The organism is Arthrobacter sp. AL12, from assembly GCF_029960645.1.
In the GTDB taxonomy this organism is placed as follows: domain Bacteria; phylum Actinomycetota; class Actinomycetes; order Actinomycetales; family Micrococcaceae; genus Arthrobacter.
The window spans coordinates 41018-54585 of the sequence record NZ_JASBQY010000015.1; the positions used below are offsets into that span (position 1 = coordinate 41018).

A 13568-nucleotide genomic window follows, 5' to 3' on the forward strand; every position below is an offset into this window, starting at 1 on the left:
ACGCGGCCTGCGACACCATCGAAAAAGTAAACGTGACCGTGCTGGAGCAAATGGCGGATGCGATCGCCCACTCCACGCTCACCTTCGCGATGACCACCTCGGCCGTGAATGGCACGACCAAAGGTAGCGGAACCGGCAACGTGGACCTCGAATACAAGGCCAACAAGCTGCTCAAGTAGCCACGGGCCACAGCCGCGCAACGGGTGCCGGGCCGCTCCGCCTGCGGGTGGGGCGGCCCGGCATTTGTATGTAGCCGTCGACGGCGGCGGCCGCGGACGGGCTTCAGCCCAATAGGCCGCGGGCAGCCATGAAGCAGGCTCAGCCCAGCAGGCCGGGGACAATCAGCAGGGCCGTCGGAACGGCCAGCAGCAGCAGGCAGGCCGCCAGCACCGCCGCGCGCAGGGGTTCCGGGAGCGGCGGCTGCGGCGAGAGCAGGCGGCTGACGCGGGACGCCGTCGTCCGGGCCGAACCGGCCCCGCCGGTGGCACCGGGCTGGCCGGGCCCGACGTCGCACAGTTCCGGTTCGCCGAACGCCATCCGGGCAGCGGGGGAGCCGGAGTTGCCGCCCGCCACAATCGCGATCGCCTTGATCAGGGTGGCCTTGCTCTCGGTCTTCAGGGCGACGTCGTCGGCGAGCATCTCGATCAGCGAGCTGACGGCCTCCTGTGCCAGCCGCGTGGTGGGCAGCCACGGCAGCGCCTGCCGCCAGGCCGCAAAAGCCCAGAGCAGCAAGTGGTGCCGCTGGTCCAAATGGGCGTTCTCATGGTTCAGGACCGCACGGAGCTCGGCGGGTTCCAGGGCCGCCATGAGCCCGTCGGAGAGCACAGTGACCGACCGGGCCCCTCCCGGCAGGCAGTACGCGACGGGGGAGTCAACGTTGATCACCATGGTCCGCGGGCCGTCAGCGGACGGGGACGCCAACAGGGCCAGCAGCTCGCGGTGCCGGCGCCGCTGGCGCTGGATCTTGTAGTACGTCAGCAGCAGCGTGAAGACCAGATGGGCCGTCAGCAGGGCCGCGGCCGAGAGCGCAAAGACGTGCCAGAAACCCAGCGACGTGGTGGGCGCATTGGTGAAGACCATCCCGGCAAGGGCCTTCAGGCCGGCCAACAGGTTGTCCCCGATCGGTTCCAGCCCGTAGACCAGCATGGCGCCGATCATGGACAGCCCGCCGGCGAGCGCAATCGCCTGCCAGAGCAGCATCGCTGTGAACGGCGAACGCGCCGGCCACTGCGCGCGGGAAAGCAGGACAGGCACGGGCCAGGCCAGCGCTATCGCCAGGACCGCCAGAAACCATGAGGTCCAGAACATAGGGCGCTAGCTGAGTCCCAGCAGCTTGCGCAGCGTTTCTGCCTCGGTATCGGTAACGGATCCAATAAAGCGGGCCAGTACGGCCTCGCGGTCGGGTGCGGAGCCCAGCACCTCGTGCATCAGTTCAGCGGTGTGGTCCTCACGGCTGGAGACTGCCTGGTAGCGGTGCGGGCGGGTGCCGCGTTCGCGCTCGACCAGGCCCTTGCGCTCCAGTCGGGAGAGCACGGTCAGGACCGTGGTGACGGCCAGGTCCTTGCCCTCGTGGCCTGCAGTACCGTTTTCGGGACGGGTGCTCTGTGCAAGCAGATCCCGCAGGGTGTTCGCGGTCGCAGCCTCATGGCCTGCCCAGAGCAGATCCATCACTGCCCGTTCCAGCTCACCGAGACTTGCCATTCCATACATCCTTCGTGAGGGCCGCCCGGCGGATCGACTCTGCCGGGCGGTAGTTGAATACTTCTGTCTCAAATTTACCGCGTTTTGCGGATAGTTTCTACATGAGGTAGAAGTGCCGGGTGTGGGCGTGTCGCGGACGATGTCGACCTAAAGGCCCTCGATTGCTTCCAGCCGGCCGGAGCGGACCGCGTCGGCGAAGGCCTGGTAGTCCCGCTCATTCTGGTCGGCGTAGCGTGCCGAGAAGTCGGTGACCGCCACATCGAACTTGTCGCTCCTGCCCAGATAGGCGGCCATTGCGACGGCGTCGCCCGAGCGGGCGTGCGCACGCGCCAGGGTCCATCCGCAGGCATTGGCATAGAGGGTCAGGCCGAGCGGTTTCATCCCTTCCACAATGGCCGAGCCCTTCATGTCACGCAGTTGGCGCCAGTACAGGTACCGGTTTTCCTGCGCGCCCTTGGTCCACCCCAGGAAGATGTCGCTCGCGGCCTGCATCATACGCTGCCCCTGCACCACGCGCTCGCCCGGCTGTTTGAATTTGCTCTTGGGCAAGTGGTCCTCGAGCACTGACCGCGTGGCCTCCTTGACCTGCAGGAACAGCGGGTCCTGCTGGTCGCGCCCCTGAAGCAAGGCGATGAACGCCCGGGTGCCGACGCTGCCGACGCCGACGACCTTGCGGGCGACGTCGATGATTTCGAAGCGCTCGAGGAGGCGACGCCGGTCGTCCTGCAGCGTCGCCCGGTACGAACGCAGCTGGTCGTGAATCACGTGCTCGAGTTCATCGGCGGACATGTGGAACGATCCGCCCAGCTCCCGGGCCGGGATGACGATCGGTGGCTGGCTGACGATTCGGTACTGCCCGTCCACAAGCTCGGCGAGCTTGGAAAGTGCCTGAAGGCTGTCCCGGGTGTGGGCCTTGGCGACGTTCGCTTGCGCCTTCTTTTCCATGCCTTGGGCAGCCTTCTTCAGGGCCTTGCCCTTTTGGGATGCGACGGCCAAGTTGATGGTTTCCAGCAGCTGTTCCTCGGACAGCCGGGCGTACCAGATGTCCAGAGTGCGCATTTTCGCGAACTGGGCCATCGCTTCCCGGTAGGCCCGAACCGCGGTCAGCGTCACATCGCGGGTTTCTTCCTTGGTGAACCCGTTGTTCCGGGCCGCGATGGTGAAGCTTGCGGCCATGCGTTTTACGTCGTATTCGAACGGCCCTGGCAGTGTCTCGTCGAAGTCGTTCAGGTCAAACAGCAGTGTCCGCTCTGGCGAGGCGAATACGCCGAAGTTGGACAGGTGGGCGTCACCGCACAGCTGGGCGACCAGGCCGGCCCGCGGGGTGTCCTTTAGGTCGGCGGCCATGATTTTGGCCGCGCCCCGGTAGAAAGTGAACGGTGAGACCAGCATCCGTCCGTGGCGTACCGGGACGAGGTCCTGTTCGCGGGTAAGGTTCTGTTCCTCGAGGAGCGCGACCGGATCCGGCCGGTCCGGTGCGGGCACCCAACCCGTGGAGCTGGAGACTGGCGTCTTCTTCCGGTATCCCTTGCCCTTCGCAACCCGCTCCTCGACGCTCCGGTGCTTGACTTTATTCTCGGCCATGATCGGCGACCTCCCTTTGACGTCGGGAACCGCCACCGGGCACTGGTTGCCTGGGGGCGGTACCTGCTGAGTTGCGCGAACGCGCCTCGGCTCCGTGCTCCATCAGCATGGCTGTGCAGGTATTTGCGATTGTGGCCCTGAAGCGGCCCGTGGTCAACGCGCTGCGGAAAGCGCGGAGCCGCCCCGGCTGGCGGACGGAACCGCGCCATCCGCCAGCTAGCGAGCGACCCGCGCAGCGCTGACAAGGGTCTCCGTCAGCGGTACATTGGCCTTCTCAGGTGCCGGCTCCTTTTTTGGGCGGGCACGATGCCAGCGTCGGCCGTGGTGCCCGGGCCTGATGGTGATGGGGATCATCCTGTTCATGGGCAAGATCTCCGGCGCACATCTGAACCCTGCGGTCAGCATTGCCTGCGCGCTCCGCGGTGACTTCCCGTGGCGCAGGGTGCCGGCTACATCGTTGTTCAGCTCATCGGGGCGACGCTTGGCTGCGTGCTGCTGCAGGCGGTGATCGGCGTCTCCGCCACCTACGGATCAAACTATCCGGCGGCAGGCTATTCGCCCGGCGCCGCATTCTGGATGGAGGCACTGCTGACGCTCGGGCTGGTCAGGGTCATCCTGGGAACCGCCTCCGGTGCCCAGAACATCGGGTTGCTCGGGGCGGTTGCGGTCGGCGCGTACATTGCTGTGGCCGGTCTGTGGGGCAGCCCAGCCTCCGGCACATCGATGAATCCGGCGCGTACGTTAGGGCCCGATCTTGCCGGCGGCAATTTCAGCGACTAATGGGTGTACGCCGCCGGCCCAGTGGCCGGTGCGGTGGTCGCTGTCGGTATCGCCTTCATCTTGCGCGGCACGGGCGGCGGGAAGTCGGGCTCGGGCGCCGCCCAGGGAGCCCTCTTCACCGAGGTTGCCACCGACAAGGAACCTTTGCTGTGCTGACCCGATGAGGGTCGATGTGTCCCCAAGGCCTGGCGCAACTCAGGAGTGACGCTGCAGCAGGCCTGCGTTCAATGGTCTGGCACCCGCGTCCCTTTGGATCAAGGGACAGTTGCCGAATTTCGCATGCCGCGCGGTCAGTTTGCCGCGGTCAGCTTTGCTGGCGGTGCTGTATCAGGATGTCCCGGGCGGTCGTCCACTTCCGGCTGCCGTAGCGGTCATTGTTGATGAAGCGCAGGTTCGCGTCGCCGCTGAACATGCTGGCGAAGTACTGCATGCCCTGCCACGGCGGGAACGGGTCGTCAGAGGCTGGCGTCAGGGCCCTGACTGCACGGCTCATTGCAGTCAGGGAACCGACGCTGCCCGCGTAGAGGAGCCGGAATTGGGTCCCGGTCAGGTCGGTCATCGTCGATGCCAGGGTCCTTGCCGTGACCTGATCCCCGGCGATCTGGAGGACGCGGGGCGCACGCTTGTCGAGGGCGGCGGCGGCGGCGGTGTACGTGGCCGTGTCGTCCTTGGTGGTGAAGTCGAGCACTTGGTCGGGGTCGGACCAGAAGAGCACGCGGCGACGGGAGAACAGGATCATTGGTGCCTGCCCGGAGAGCATGTCGGTGAAGGCGCCGTTGAGAATCGACGTGGCCTGGATTTCGGTGGCGTCCAGTGTCTGTGCGAAGACCCTGCGGAGCTGCAGGTTCCGGTTGCTTCGGGGACGGATGCCGCGGTAGTCGATGGAGAAATCGGACGGGATGAAACGCGGCGCGCCGACCCTGGCGGCCGCCTCAAGCAACCGCGATTGGGCACTGAAGATTGCGCTGTCGAGACCGTTGATCGCGGAGACGACGCAATCAACTCCCGTGCAGGCCCTTCTGAGGCCGTCCGGATCGTCGTAGTTGGCCTGGACCACCTCGGCTCCCTGGGCGCGTAGCTGGGCAATCCGCGCTGCGTCGGTTCCTGGTCGTGTCAGGACCCGAACGGTGGCCCCCTGCGTGACCAGATTCCGCAGGATCCGTCCGCCCAGATCGCCGGTGGCGCCGGCGAGCAGGACGGTGTCCGAAGGGGGTGTTGTCGGGGTCATTTGTTCGCACCTTTTGGGATGTCTCGGGGAAAGGGGTGCGTCGGCTAAAGACTACCAACGGTGGGACGAGGAGACTCCCGGGTTTGACCCAACGACGCCCCGGTTCCAACGTGGGTCGCCCGCGGCGCCTCCATTGCGGGCCGTTACATGCCGTGGGACTCTGGGTGCAGTGACCCATCAAAGTGTTCTACACTCTGTAGAAGAATTCTTCTACGTGATGTAGAAGTTGCTCCTAGCAAGTGAGGGACGCCTTGGACGCCTTGGAAATCGCACGGTGGCAATTCGGAATCACCACCGTCTACCACTTCATGATGGTGCCGCTCACCATCGGCCTGGGCCTCGTCGTCGCCGTGATCCAGACAATGTGGCACCGGACCGGCAAGCCGGAGTACCTCCGGATGACCAAGTTCTGGGGCAAGCTCTTCCTGATCAACTTCATCATGGGCGTCGCCACCGGCATTGTGCAGGAATTCCAGTTCGGCATGGCTTGGAGCGAATACAGCCGCTTCGTCGGCGACGTGTTCGGGGCGCCGCTGGCTATGGAGGCCCTGCTGGCGTTCTTCGTGGAGTCGACGTTCCTGGGGCTCTGGATCTTCGGCTGGAAGCAGCTCAAACCCGGCGTCCACCTGGCCTGCCTGTGGATCGCCGTGATCGGTTCGGTCTTCTCCGCCTACTTCATCATCGTCGCCAACAGTTGGATGCAGCACCCGGTGGGCGTTGAGATGGTCAACGGCCGTCCCGTGATGACCGATGCATGGGCGGTCTTCACCAACAACACCGCCCTCGTCGCCGTCCCGCACACCATCTTCGGCGCCCTCGCCGTCGCCGGCGCCTTCCTGCTCGGCATCGCCTGGTACCACCTGTGGCGCCGCCGGCACGACGGGATCGACACCCTCGGCGCGAACGGCAAGGTCGTCCCCGGCGAGGCCGCCATCCCCGGCCGGGACAGCACCGACCACGCCGTCTGGATCCGCTCCCTGCGGATCGGCGCCGTCGTGGCCATGGTTTCCTTCGCCGGAACCGCCATCACCGGGGACCTGCAGGGCAAACTCATGTTCGAACAGCAGCCCATGAAGATGGCCGCCGCCGAAGCGGCCTGCCACGACGGCACCGGCTTCTCCATTCTCAGCATCGGCAACGTCGGCTCCAGGAACTGTGATGACATCGTCGCGCTCATCGAGGTCCCCGGGATCCTGTCCTTCCTCGCCAAGGGCGACTTTACCACCGAGGTCAAGGGCGTCAACAGCCTGATCGACCAGTACAAGGCCGACTACGGCACCAACCTGCCGGACAACCCCATCTACGGGGAACGTGCCGGGCAGGAGATCCAGTACGTTCCGGTCATGGAGGTCACCTACTGGGGCTTCCGGATGATGATCGGCTTCGGCGGACTGGCGGCCCTGGCCGCGCTGGTTGCACTCTGGGTTACCCGCAGCGGGACAGTGCCCGCCTCCCGCGGCCTCATGCGGCTGGCCGTGTTCGGGATCCTGGCGCCGTTCGGAGCCAACGCCGCCGGCTGGATCTTCACCGAGATGGGCCGCCAGCCCTTCGTCGTTGCCCCCAACCCGGACTCCAACGGGATTGACCAGGTCTTTATGTTCACTGCCGCCGCGGTCTCTCCCGGCGTCTCGGCCGGCGAGCTCCTGACCTCCCTCGTGGTGCTCACCGCCGTGTATGCGGTGCTGCTCGTGGTCGAGGTGAAGCTGTTGGTCAAGTACATCCGCGGTGGGGTGGTCGCGGCCATGCCGGAACTGGCGCACGTGCCCGCGGACGAGAACGAGGATGCCACCCCCAACGGCGGTGGCCCCGGCAAGCCCGGGGACGCCGACGACGTCCTGGCCTTCGCCTACTAGCCTTCGCTCCCCAAGAAACGCAGAGGATACTCAGCATGGATCTCCTTCCCACCATCTGGTTCATCGCCATCGCGGTGCTATGGACGGGCTATCTCTTCCTCGAGGGCTTTGACCTCGGCGTCGGGATGCTGATGAAGGCCTTCGCCCGGAACAACACCGAACGCCGCGTGCTGCTCAACACCATCGGCCCGGTCTGGGACGGCAACGAGGTCTGGCTCCTGACCGCGGGAGGCGCCACCTTCGCCGCCTTCCCGCTCTGGTACGCCTCGCTGTTCTCCGCGCTGTACCTGCCGCTGCTGCTGGTCTTGGTCGCCCTCATCTTCCGCGCCGTGGCCTTCGAATACCGCGGCAAGGTCGACAACCCGCGGTGGCGTGCCCGCTGGGACTGGGCCATCTCCCTCGGCTCCCTCGTGGCGGCCTTCGGCATCGGCGCAGCCCTGGGGCTCACCACCACGGGACTGCCGCTGAACGCCAACGGCGACCGCGAAGGTGGCCCGTTCGCGTGGTTCAGCGCCTATGCGGTGCTGGGCGGCCTCGCCGTCGTCGGTTTCTCGCTGCTGCACGGGCTGGCGTTCCTGGCCCTGAAGACCGACGGCGACGTCCGGCACCGCGCCCGCCGGTGGTTTGTCCGGCTCCTGCCCGTCCTGCTGCTGCCGATCGCGGGCTGGGCGATCAGCCTGCAGCTGCTCAGCGGCGAGATGTGGACCGTGCTCGCGGTGGTCGCCGCCGTCGTAGCCGCCGTCCTGGCGTGGAACTTCGCCCGCACCGGTGCCGAAGGCCGCGCGTTCCTGTCCCTGGGCGCCTTCCTGCTCCTGGGCAGCGCCTCGATCTTCGGCGCCGCGTTCCCGGTGGTGCTGCCGTCCACGCTGAACCCGGACTTCAACCTGACCATCTCCAATGCCTCCTCCTCGGACTACACCCTGGGGCTGATGAGCATTGTCGCCCTCATCGGTCTGCCCCTGGTGCTCGCCTACCAGGCATGGACCTACTGGGTGTTCCGCCGGCGGGTGAGCGACGCCCACATCCCGGAGGCACACAGCTTCCTCCCCGCCATCGCCGCCAAAGCCCTGGCACCCAAGGACTAGCACCTGATGAGACCGCAGTTCCCCCCGGGCCCCGCCAACCGCGCCGCCCTCTACCTGCTGGGCCTGCTCGCGGCCCTGAAGGCCCTGTCCCTCGTGCTGATCGCGCAGGCGGTCGCGTCCATGCTGGCGGGACTAATGGCCGGCGACCCGGCCTGGGGCGGGCAGCTGTACTGGGGGGTTGCGGGCGTGGTGCTGCGGTCCCTGATGGTCTGGGCGCAGGCTGTCGCGTCGCGACGGGCGGCACTGGGGGTGAAAGAGCAGCTGCGCTCGCAGCTGCTCGGGCGGGCGCTGCGCAACGGCACCCGGTCCGCCGGGCCGTCCGACGGCGGCCTCGCCATCCTGGCGACCCGGGGACTGGACGCCCTGGACGGCTACTACACCCAGTTCCTGCCCGCCCTGGTGAACTGCGCCGCGATCCCGTTGCTGCTGGGGGCGCGCATCCTGTACGCCGACTGGATCAGCGCCGCCGTGATCGTGCTGACCGTGCCGCTGGTCCCGGTCTTTATGGTCCTGATCGGCCGCTATACCGATGACCGCGTCCGGGAAGCCCAGTCGGCCCTGTCCCGGCTCTCCGGCCACATGCTGGAGCTCGCCAAGGGCCTGCCCGTCCTCGTGGGACTGGGCCGCGCCACCGCGCAGCGCAAGGCGCTCGAGGGTCTCTCCGAGGAATACCGCCACCGGACCATGGGAACCCTGCGGACCGCTTTCCTCTCCGCCCTCGCGCTGGAACTCATCGCCACCATCTCCGTGGCCGTCGTCGCGGTCTTCATCGGCGTCCGGCTCGTCCACGGCGACATGGCGCTGGAAGCGGGGCTGCTGGCCCTGATCCTCGCCCCCGACTGCTACCTCCCGCTCCGGGAACTGGGCACCGCCCACCATGCCAGCGACGACGGCCGTGCCGCGCTCGCCGAAACCACGGCCGTCCTCGAGGCGCCCGAGCCCGCGCCGCTGCGGCCCGCCGCGGACGCCACCGGTGACGCTGCCTCCGCTGCTGCCGCAACCGGGACGGCCGCCTTAACCGGGACGGCCGCCTTAATCGGGACGGCCTCCGCCTCTGCGGGGGCTGACGCCGGCACCGTCCGTCCGCCTGCCCTGAGCGTGGCCGGGCTGGCCGTCCGCTACGGCGGCCGGCAGGACGCCGCCGTCGGGCCCCTGACTTTCACCGCAGCCCCGGGGCGCATCACCGCCCTTGACGGTCCCAGCGGCGCCGGCAAGAGCACCGTCCTCGGGGTGCTGGCCGGCACCATCGGGACGGTCGGCGGCCCGGACCGGGAAACCACTGTCACCGGACGGCTTGAAGGGTTCACGATGGCGGACCTCGCCTGGGTGCCGCAGCATCCCGTGATGGTGGCTCCCACCGTGCTGGACGAGATCCGGCTGTATCTGGGATCCGCCGCGGGACCTGCGGCGGACGGTGCCGGCGGCGATCCGGACCACGCCGCGGCCCTGCGCTGCCTGGCCGCCTGCGCCGCGGAGCACCTGGCCGCAAAGCATCCCGCCGAGCTCAGCCCGGGGGAGCTGCGCCGCGTCGCACTGGCCCGCGGCCTGGCGCGGATCGAAGCCGGGGCCCGGGTGCTGCTGCTCGATGAGCCCACCGCCCACCTGGACCGGGAATCCGCCACCGCCGTGAGCCGTGCCATCGCTTCGCTCCGCGGAAGGGTCACCGTCCTGCTGGTGGCCCACGACCGGTCGACCCGGGAACTCGCCGATGATTTCGTGGCCGTTGCCCCCGTTGCCCCCGTTGCCCCCGTTGCCCCCGTTGCCCCCGTTGCCCCCGGGTCCGTGGTGGCCGCGCCGGTTCCCGGGCCCGTGCCGGCGACCCGCGCCGCTGCATCCGCCGGCCAGCCTGGGCTTGAGCAGCCTGGGCCCGGCCGGCCCGCCGACAACACGGATCCCCGCGGGACGCAGGGCGCATTCGAACCGGCCGGGATCATTGATCCCCGCGCGATGCAGGCGGGGACGGCCGGACGCACCGCGCCCGGGTCCACGGCAACCCGGCTCCGCCGGCTGCTCGCACCCGTAGGCGTTAAATTCGCCGCGGCCGGCGCTGTTGGGACCCTGGCGGCGCTCTTCGCCGCCGCCCTCGCCGGGCTCTCCGGCTGGCTGATCATCCGCGCCAGCGAGCAGCCGCCCATCCTGTACCTGCTCACCGCGATCGTGGGCGTGCGCTTCTTCGGCATCGGCCGCGCCGCGCTGCGCTATCTTGAGCGTCTCCTGCTGCACGACGCCGTCTTTGCGGCCCTGACCCGGCTCCGCGGCCGGCTCTGGGAGTCGCTGAGCCGGCGGGCCCTCTCGCTGCGCCGGCTATTGCAGGGCGGCAACGTCCTGGGCACCGTGGTGGACGACGTCGACACGGTCCGGGAGCTGCTGCCCCGGGTGGTGCTGCCGCCGCTCACCGCCGTGGCCGTCGCCGCTGCCGCCGTCACCGGCACCACGCTGCTCCTGCCGGCCGCGCTCCCTGCCGTGATTGCCGCCGCGGTGCTGAGCCTCGTGGCAGCCCCCGCCCTGGCGCTGGCAGCGGACCGGATGTCCGCCGGCACCGAGCAGCGGCTGCGCTCCGGGGTCCTCCGCCAGGTGGCGGCAGCCCTCGACGCCCGCGCCGAGCTGCACGCCAATGGCGTCTCCGCGCCGGTGCTCGCGGCCATCACCCGCGCGGACCGCTCCGCCACCCAAGCCTCCCAGCGCTCGGCGTGGGCCGAAGGGCTCGGCCAGGGCCTGACGGTGCTGGCCTGCGGGACCGCCGCCCTGGCCAGTGCCGTGCTGGCCGCTCCGCTGGCCCTCAGCGGAGCCGTTGAAGCCGCCACGGTTGCCGTTGTGGTGCTGCTCCAGCTCGCACTCGTGGAGCCCTACGCGGCGATCACGACGGCGGTGCGGCAGTATCCCGCGCTGCGGGCCGTGCTGGGGCGCATCGGCGAAGCGGGCGTCCTGGACGACGGCGACACCGACACGTCCTCCGGCCTGGTTCCGGTCGCCGGCCGGCGCGGAGGCAGGCCCGGGATCGAGCTGAAGGACCTCGCGGCCGCCTGGCCCGGCGGGGTGCCGGTCTTCACCGGCCTCACCGCCACGGCGGAACCCGGGCGCTGGCTCGCCGTCACCGGGACCTCGGGCTCCGGTAAGTCCACCCTGCTCGCCGTCGTCCTGGGCTTCCTCCCGGCAGCCAGCGGCCAGATCCTGCTGGGCGGGCGTGCCGCCTGGTGCCCGCAGGAGGCGCACCTCTTCGACTCGACCATCCGCGGCAACCTGCTCCTGGGGCTCCCGGAGAGCCAGCGCGGGGGAGAACCGGAACCCTGGCTGCAGGACGCCCTGGCCACGGTGGGCCTCGGACCGCTGATCGGGCGGCTGGAGCACGGCCTGGACACCCGGATCGGACCCGGCGGCGCCTTCCTCAGCGGAGGCGAACGCCAGCGCCTCGCCGTCGCCCGCACCCTCCTGACCGGTGCGGACGTGATCCTGCTCGATGAACCCACAGCCCATCTGGATGCGGAGTCCGGCCGGGCCATGCTCGCCGAGCTCCGGCACGGCCTACGGGACCGCACCGTGGTCCTGGTGACCCACAATCCCGACGACATCGCCGCGGACGACAGCCGGCTGGACCTGGACCGGGCCGCCGCCGCGCAGGCTGCGCTCACCCCGGAGCCAACGCCGTTGCTGGCGCGGGGGTAGGGCGGACGTTAGCCTGTTGCCATGAACGCACACGCCGACCCCCTTGCCAGCCTGGACCCCCGCCTCGAGTGGCGGGCCGCCGGCACCGCGGACCTGGACGACTGGGCGGCACTGATCGCGCGGACCGCCGCCGTCGAACGGCCCGTCTGGTTCGAGCGTCGCGCCGACCTGGAACAGGTCCTGGAATCACGGACGAACCCGGCCGCCGCGAACACGGTGCTCGGCTTCGACGCGCGGGGCGCGGTCCGGGCCTATGGCCGGATCACCAAGAACCCGGACGGCGAGAAGGCGATCGGGTACGGCTGCGTCGACCCCGCCTGGCAGGGACACGGGATCGGCACCGGGTTGCTGGGCTGGATGGAGGTGAGGACCCGTCAGCGTTTTGCCGAGGACACCGTGGACGGTTCCATGCCCAGGCTCCGGCTCCATATGGAGCAGCAGCACACCCACCAGGCCGCCCTGTTCGGGGACGCGGGCTACCGGATCGTCCGCTACTACAACGAAATGCACCGGCCCCTGGCGGACGGTCTTCCCGAGGCGGTGCTGGGCGAAGGGCTGGAACTCGTGGGCTTCGGGCCGGAACTGCACGAGCCGGTGCGGCTCGCGCACAACGACGCGTTCCGGGACCACTGGGGCAGCGAGCCGAGGGACGAGGAAGGCTGGGGCTTCGTGGTAAACGATCCGCTGGCCCGGCCTGACTTGAGCGCCGTCGTCCTGGAGCGATCCACCGGGAAGGTGGCGGGCTACCAGCTCGCCAGCCATGACGCCGTCAGTGCCGTGTCGCGCGGCTACAAGGAGGGCTACACGGACCTGCTGGGTGTGCGGCGCGAGTTCCGCGGCCGCGGGGTGGCGCAGGCGCTCCTGGCCGATGCGATGCGGCGCTTCGCCGCAGCCGGGATGGATAAGGCCTCGCTCGACGTCGATTCGGAAAACCCCACCGGCGCCCTGGCCCTCTACGCCAGGATGGGCTACGTCGCCGTCAACACCAGTATGGCCTGGGACAAGGACCTGTAGCTACCTGCCCACACTGTAGCTACCTGTCCCACTGGCCACCCGCACGCTATCCGTCCACGTCGTGGAGGTGATGGACGACGTCGTGCAGGAAGTACTGCGAGAACGTCAGCACGGTGAACTCCGAGCCGTTGCTGCGGGTGCCCGTACGGCCCCACTGGTCCTCCGGGACCCGTGCGAAGGAAGCGGCGATCTGCTCGCCCTCCGCGGTGAGTTCCGCGCTGACCTCGGCCGGGTCGGCGTTCGCGTAGTCGTTCTCAACCGCGGTCACGTCCTGGTCCCAGTCATCGAAGCGGGCGCCCTCCTCACGGAGCATCAGGTCCAGCCGGTAGTCGAACAGGGTGAAAACGTCCCGGACGTGGCAGGCGTACTCCAGCACGGACCACGTGTCACTATTCGGGCGTTCCGTCACGTCCGGACGCCGCAGCGCGGCGCGCCAGCGTGGCAGCATGCTGGCCAGTTGCCCGGGCGCGGTGGCCGGGGTGCACGCCAAGACGTCGAAGCCGCACTCCGGACAGGGCCGCTGCAGCACCCAGGTCCAGTCCTTGTTGTCCGCGATGATAGGCATGTGAGCAGTCTAAACGCATTTTCCCGGCCGTGGTCGATGGCCGGATACGCTTGACGACCAGGCGCGTGCCGGCGGCAAATGGCCAATTTGCGAGT

10 protein-coding genes and 1 pseudogene are annotated in these 13568 nt (G+C 68.9%); 6 read left to right on the forward strand and 5 right to left on the reverse strand.

Annotation, left to right across the window (positions count from 1 at the left end):
- The first annotated feature begins 38 nt into the window (after positions 1 to 38).
- Complete coding sequence (locus QK291_RS14885) at positions 39 to 179, forward strand: hypothetical protein (RefSeq protein ID WP_282383286.1); 141 nt, start codon at positions 39 to 41, stop codon at positions 177 to 179.
- Positions 180 to 318: 139 nt separating this feature from the next.
- On the opposite strand, the gene QK291_RS14890 is transcribed toward QK291_RS14885, so the two are convergent.
- The 3 genes from QK291_RS14890 to QK291_RS14900 form a co-directional block, all read right to left on the reverse strand.
- Complete coding sequence (locus tag QK291_RS14890) at positions 319 to 1308, reverse strand: M56 family metallopeptidase (RefSeq protein ID WP_282383289.1); 990 nt, start codon at positions 1306 to 1308, stop codon at positions 319 to 321.
- Positions 1309 to 1314: 6 nt separating this feature from the next.
- The gene (locus QK291_RS14895) at positions 1315 to 1701 is read right to left on the reverse strand and encodes a BlaI/MecI/CopY family transcriptional regulator (protein ID WP_069951345.1); all 387 of its coding nucleotides are present in this window, start codon (positions 1699 to 1701) and stop codon (positions 1315 to 1317) included.
- Between the two features lie 147 nt (positions 1702 to 1848).
- Positions 1849 to 3285: a DUF2252 domain-containing protein gene (locus tag QK291_RS14900; RefSeq protein ID WP_282383296.1), complete on the reverse strand. Its 1437-nt coding sequence runs from the start codon at positions 3283 to 3285 to the stop codon at positions 1849 to 1851.
- Between the two features lie 361 nt (positions 3286 to 3646).
- On the opposite strand from QK291_RS14900, the pseudogene QK291_RS14905 reads away from it, so the two are divergent.
- A pseudogene (locus tag QK291_RS14905) lies at positions 3647 to 4065 on the forward strand (aquaporin).
- Between the two features lie 304 nt (positions 4066 to 4369).
- Here QK291_RS14905 and QK291_RS14910 read toward each other — a convergent pair.
- On the reverse strand, positions 4370 to 5293 hold the full coding sequence (locus QK291_RS14910; protein WP_282383300.1) for an NmrA family NAD(P)-binding protein: 924 nt from the start codon (positions 5291 to 5293) through the stop codon (positions 4370 to 4372).
- Between the two features lie 251 nt (positions 5294 to 5544).
- Here QK291_RS14910 and QK291_RS14915 point away from each other — a divergent pair, with 251 nt between their 5' ends.
- The 4 genes from QK291_RS14915 to QK291_RS14930 are packed head-to-tail and all read left to right on the forward strand — an operon-like array spanning position 5545 to position 12908.
- A complete protein-coding gene (locus tag QK291_RS14915; protein ID WP_282383302.1) occupies positions 5545 to 7146 on the forward strand; it encodes a cytochrome ubiquinol oxidase subunit I in 1602 nt (533 codons plus the stop codon).
- 35 nt (positions 7147 to 7181) lie between these two features.
- The gene (gene cydB / locus QK291_RS14920; RefSeq protein ID WP_282383304.1) at positions 7182 to 8231 is read left to right on the forward strand and encodes a cytochrome d ubiquinol oxidase subunit II; all 1050 of its coding nucleotides are present in this window, start codon (positions 7182 to 7184) and stop codon (positions 8229 to 8231) included.
- Between the two features lie 6 nt (positions 8232 to 8237).
- The gene (gene cydD / locus QK291_RS14925) at positions 8238 to 11894 is read left to right on the forward strand and encodes a thiol reductant ABC exporter subunit CydD (protein WP_282383305.1); all 3657 of its coding nucleotides are present in this window, start codon (positions 8238 to 8240) and stop codon (positions 11892 to 11894) included.
- Between the two features lie 21 nt (positions 11895 to 11915).
- Entirely contained in the window at positions 11916 to 12908 is a 993-nt protein-coding gene (locus QK291_RS14930; protein WP_282383306.1) for a GNAT family N-acetyltransferase, read from the forward strand.
- A 46-nt stretch (positions 12909 to 12954) separates the two neighbouring features.
- Here QK291_RS14930 and QK291_RS14935 read toward each other — a convergent pair whose 3' ends face one another.
- A complete protein-coding gene (locus QK291_RS14935) occupies positions 12955 to 13473 on the reverse strand; it encodes a DinB family protein (RefSeq protein WP_282383307.1) in 519 nt (172 codons plus the stop codon).
- Between the last annotated feature and the right edge of the window lie 95 nt (positions 13474 to 13568).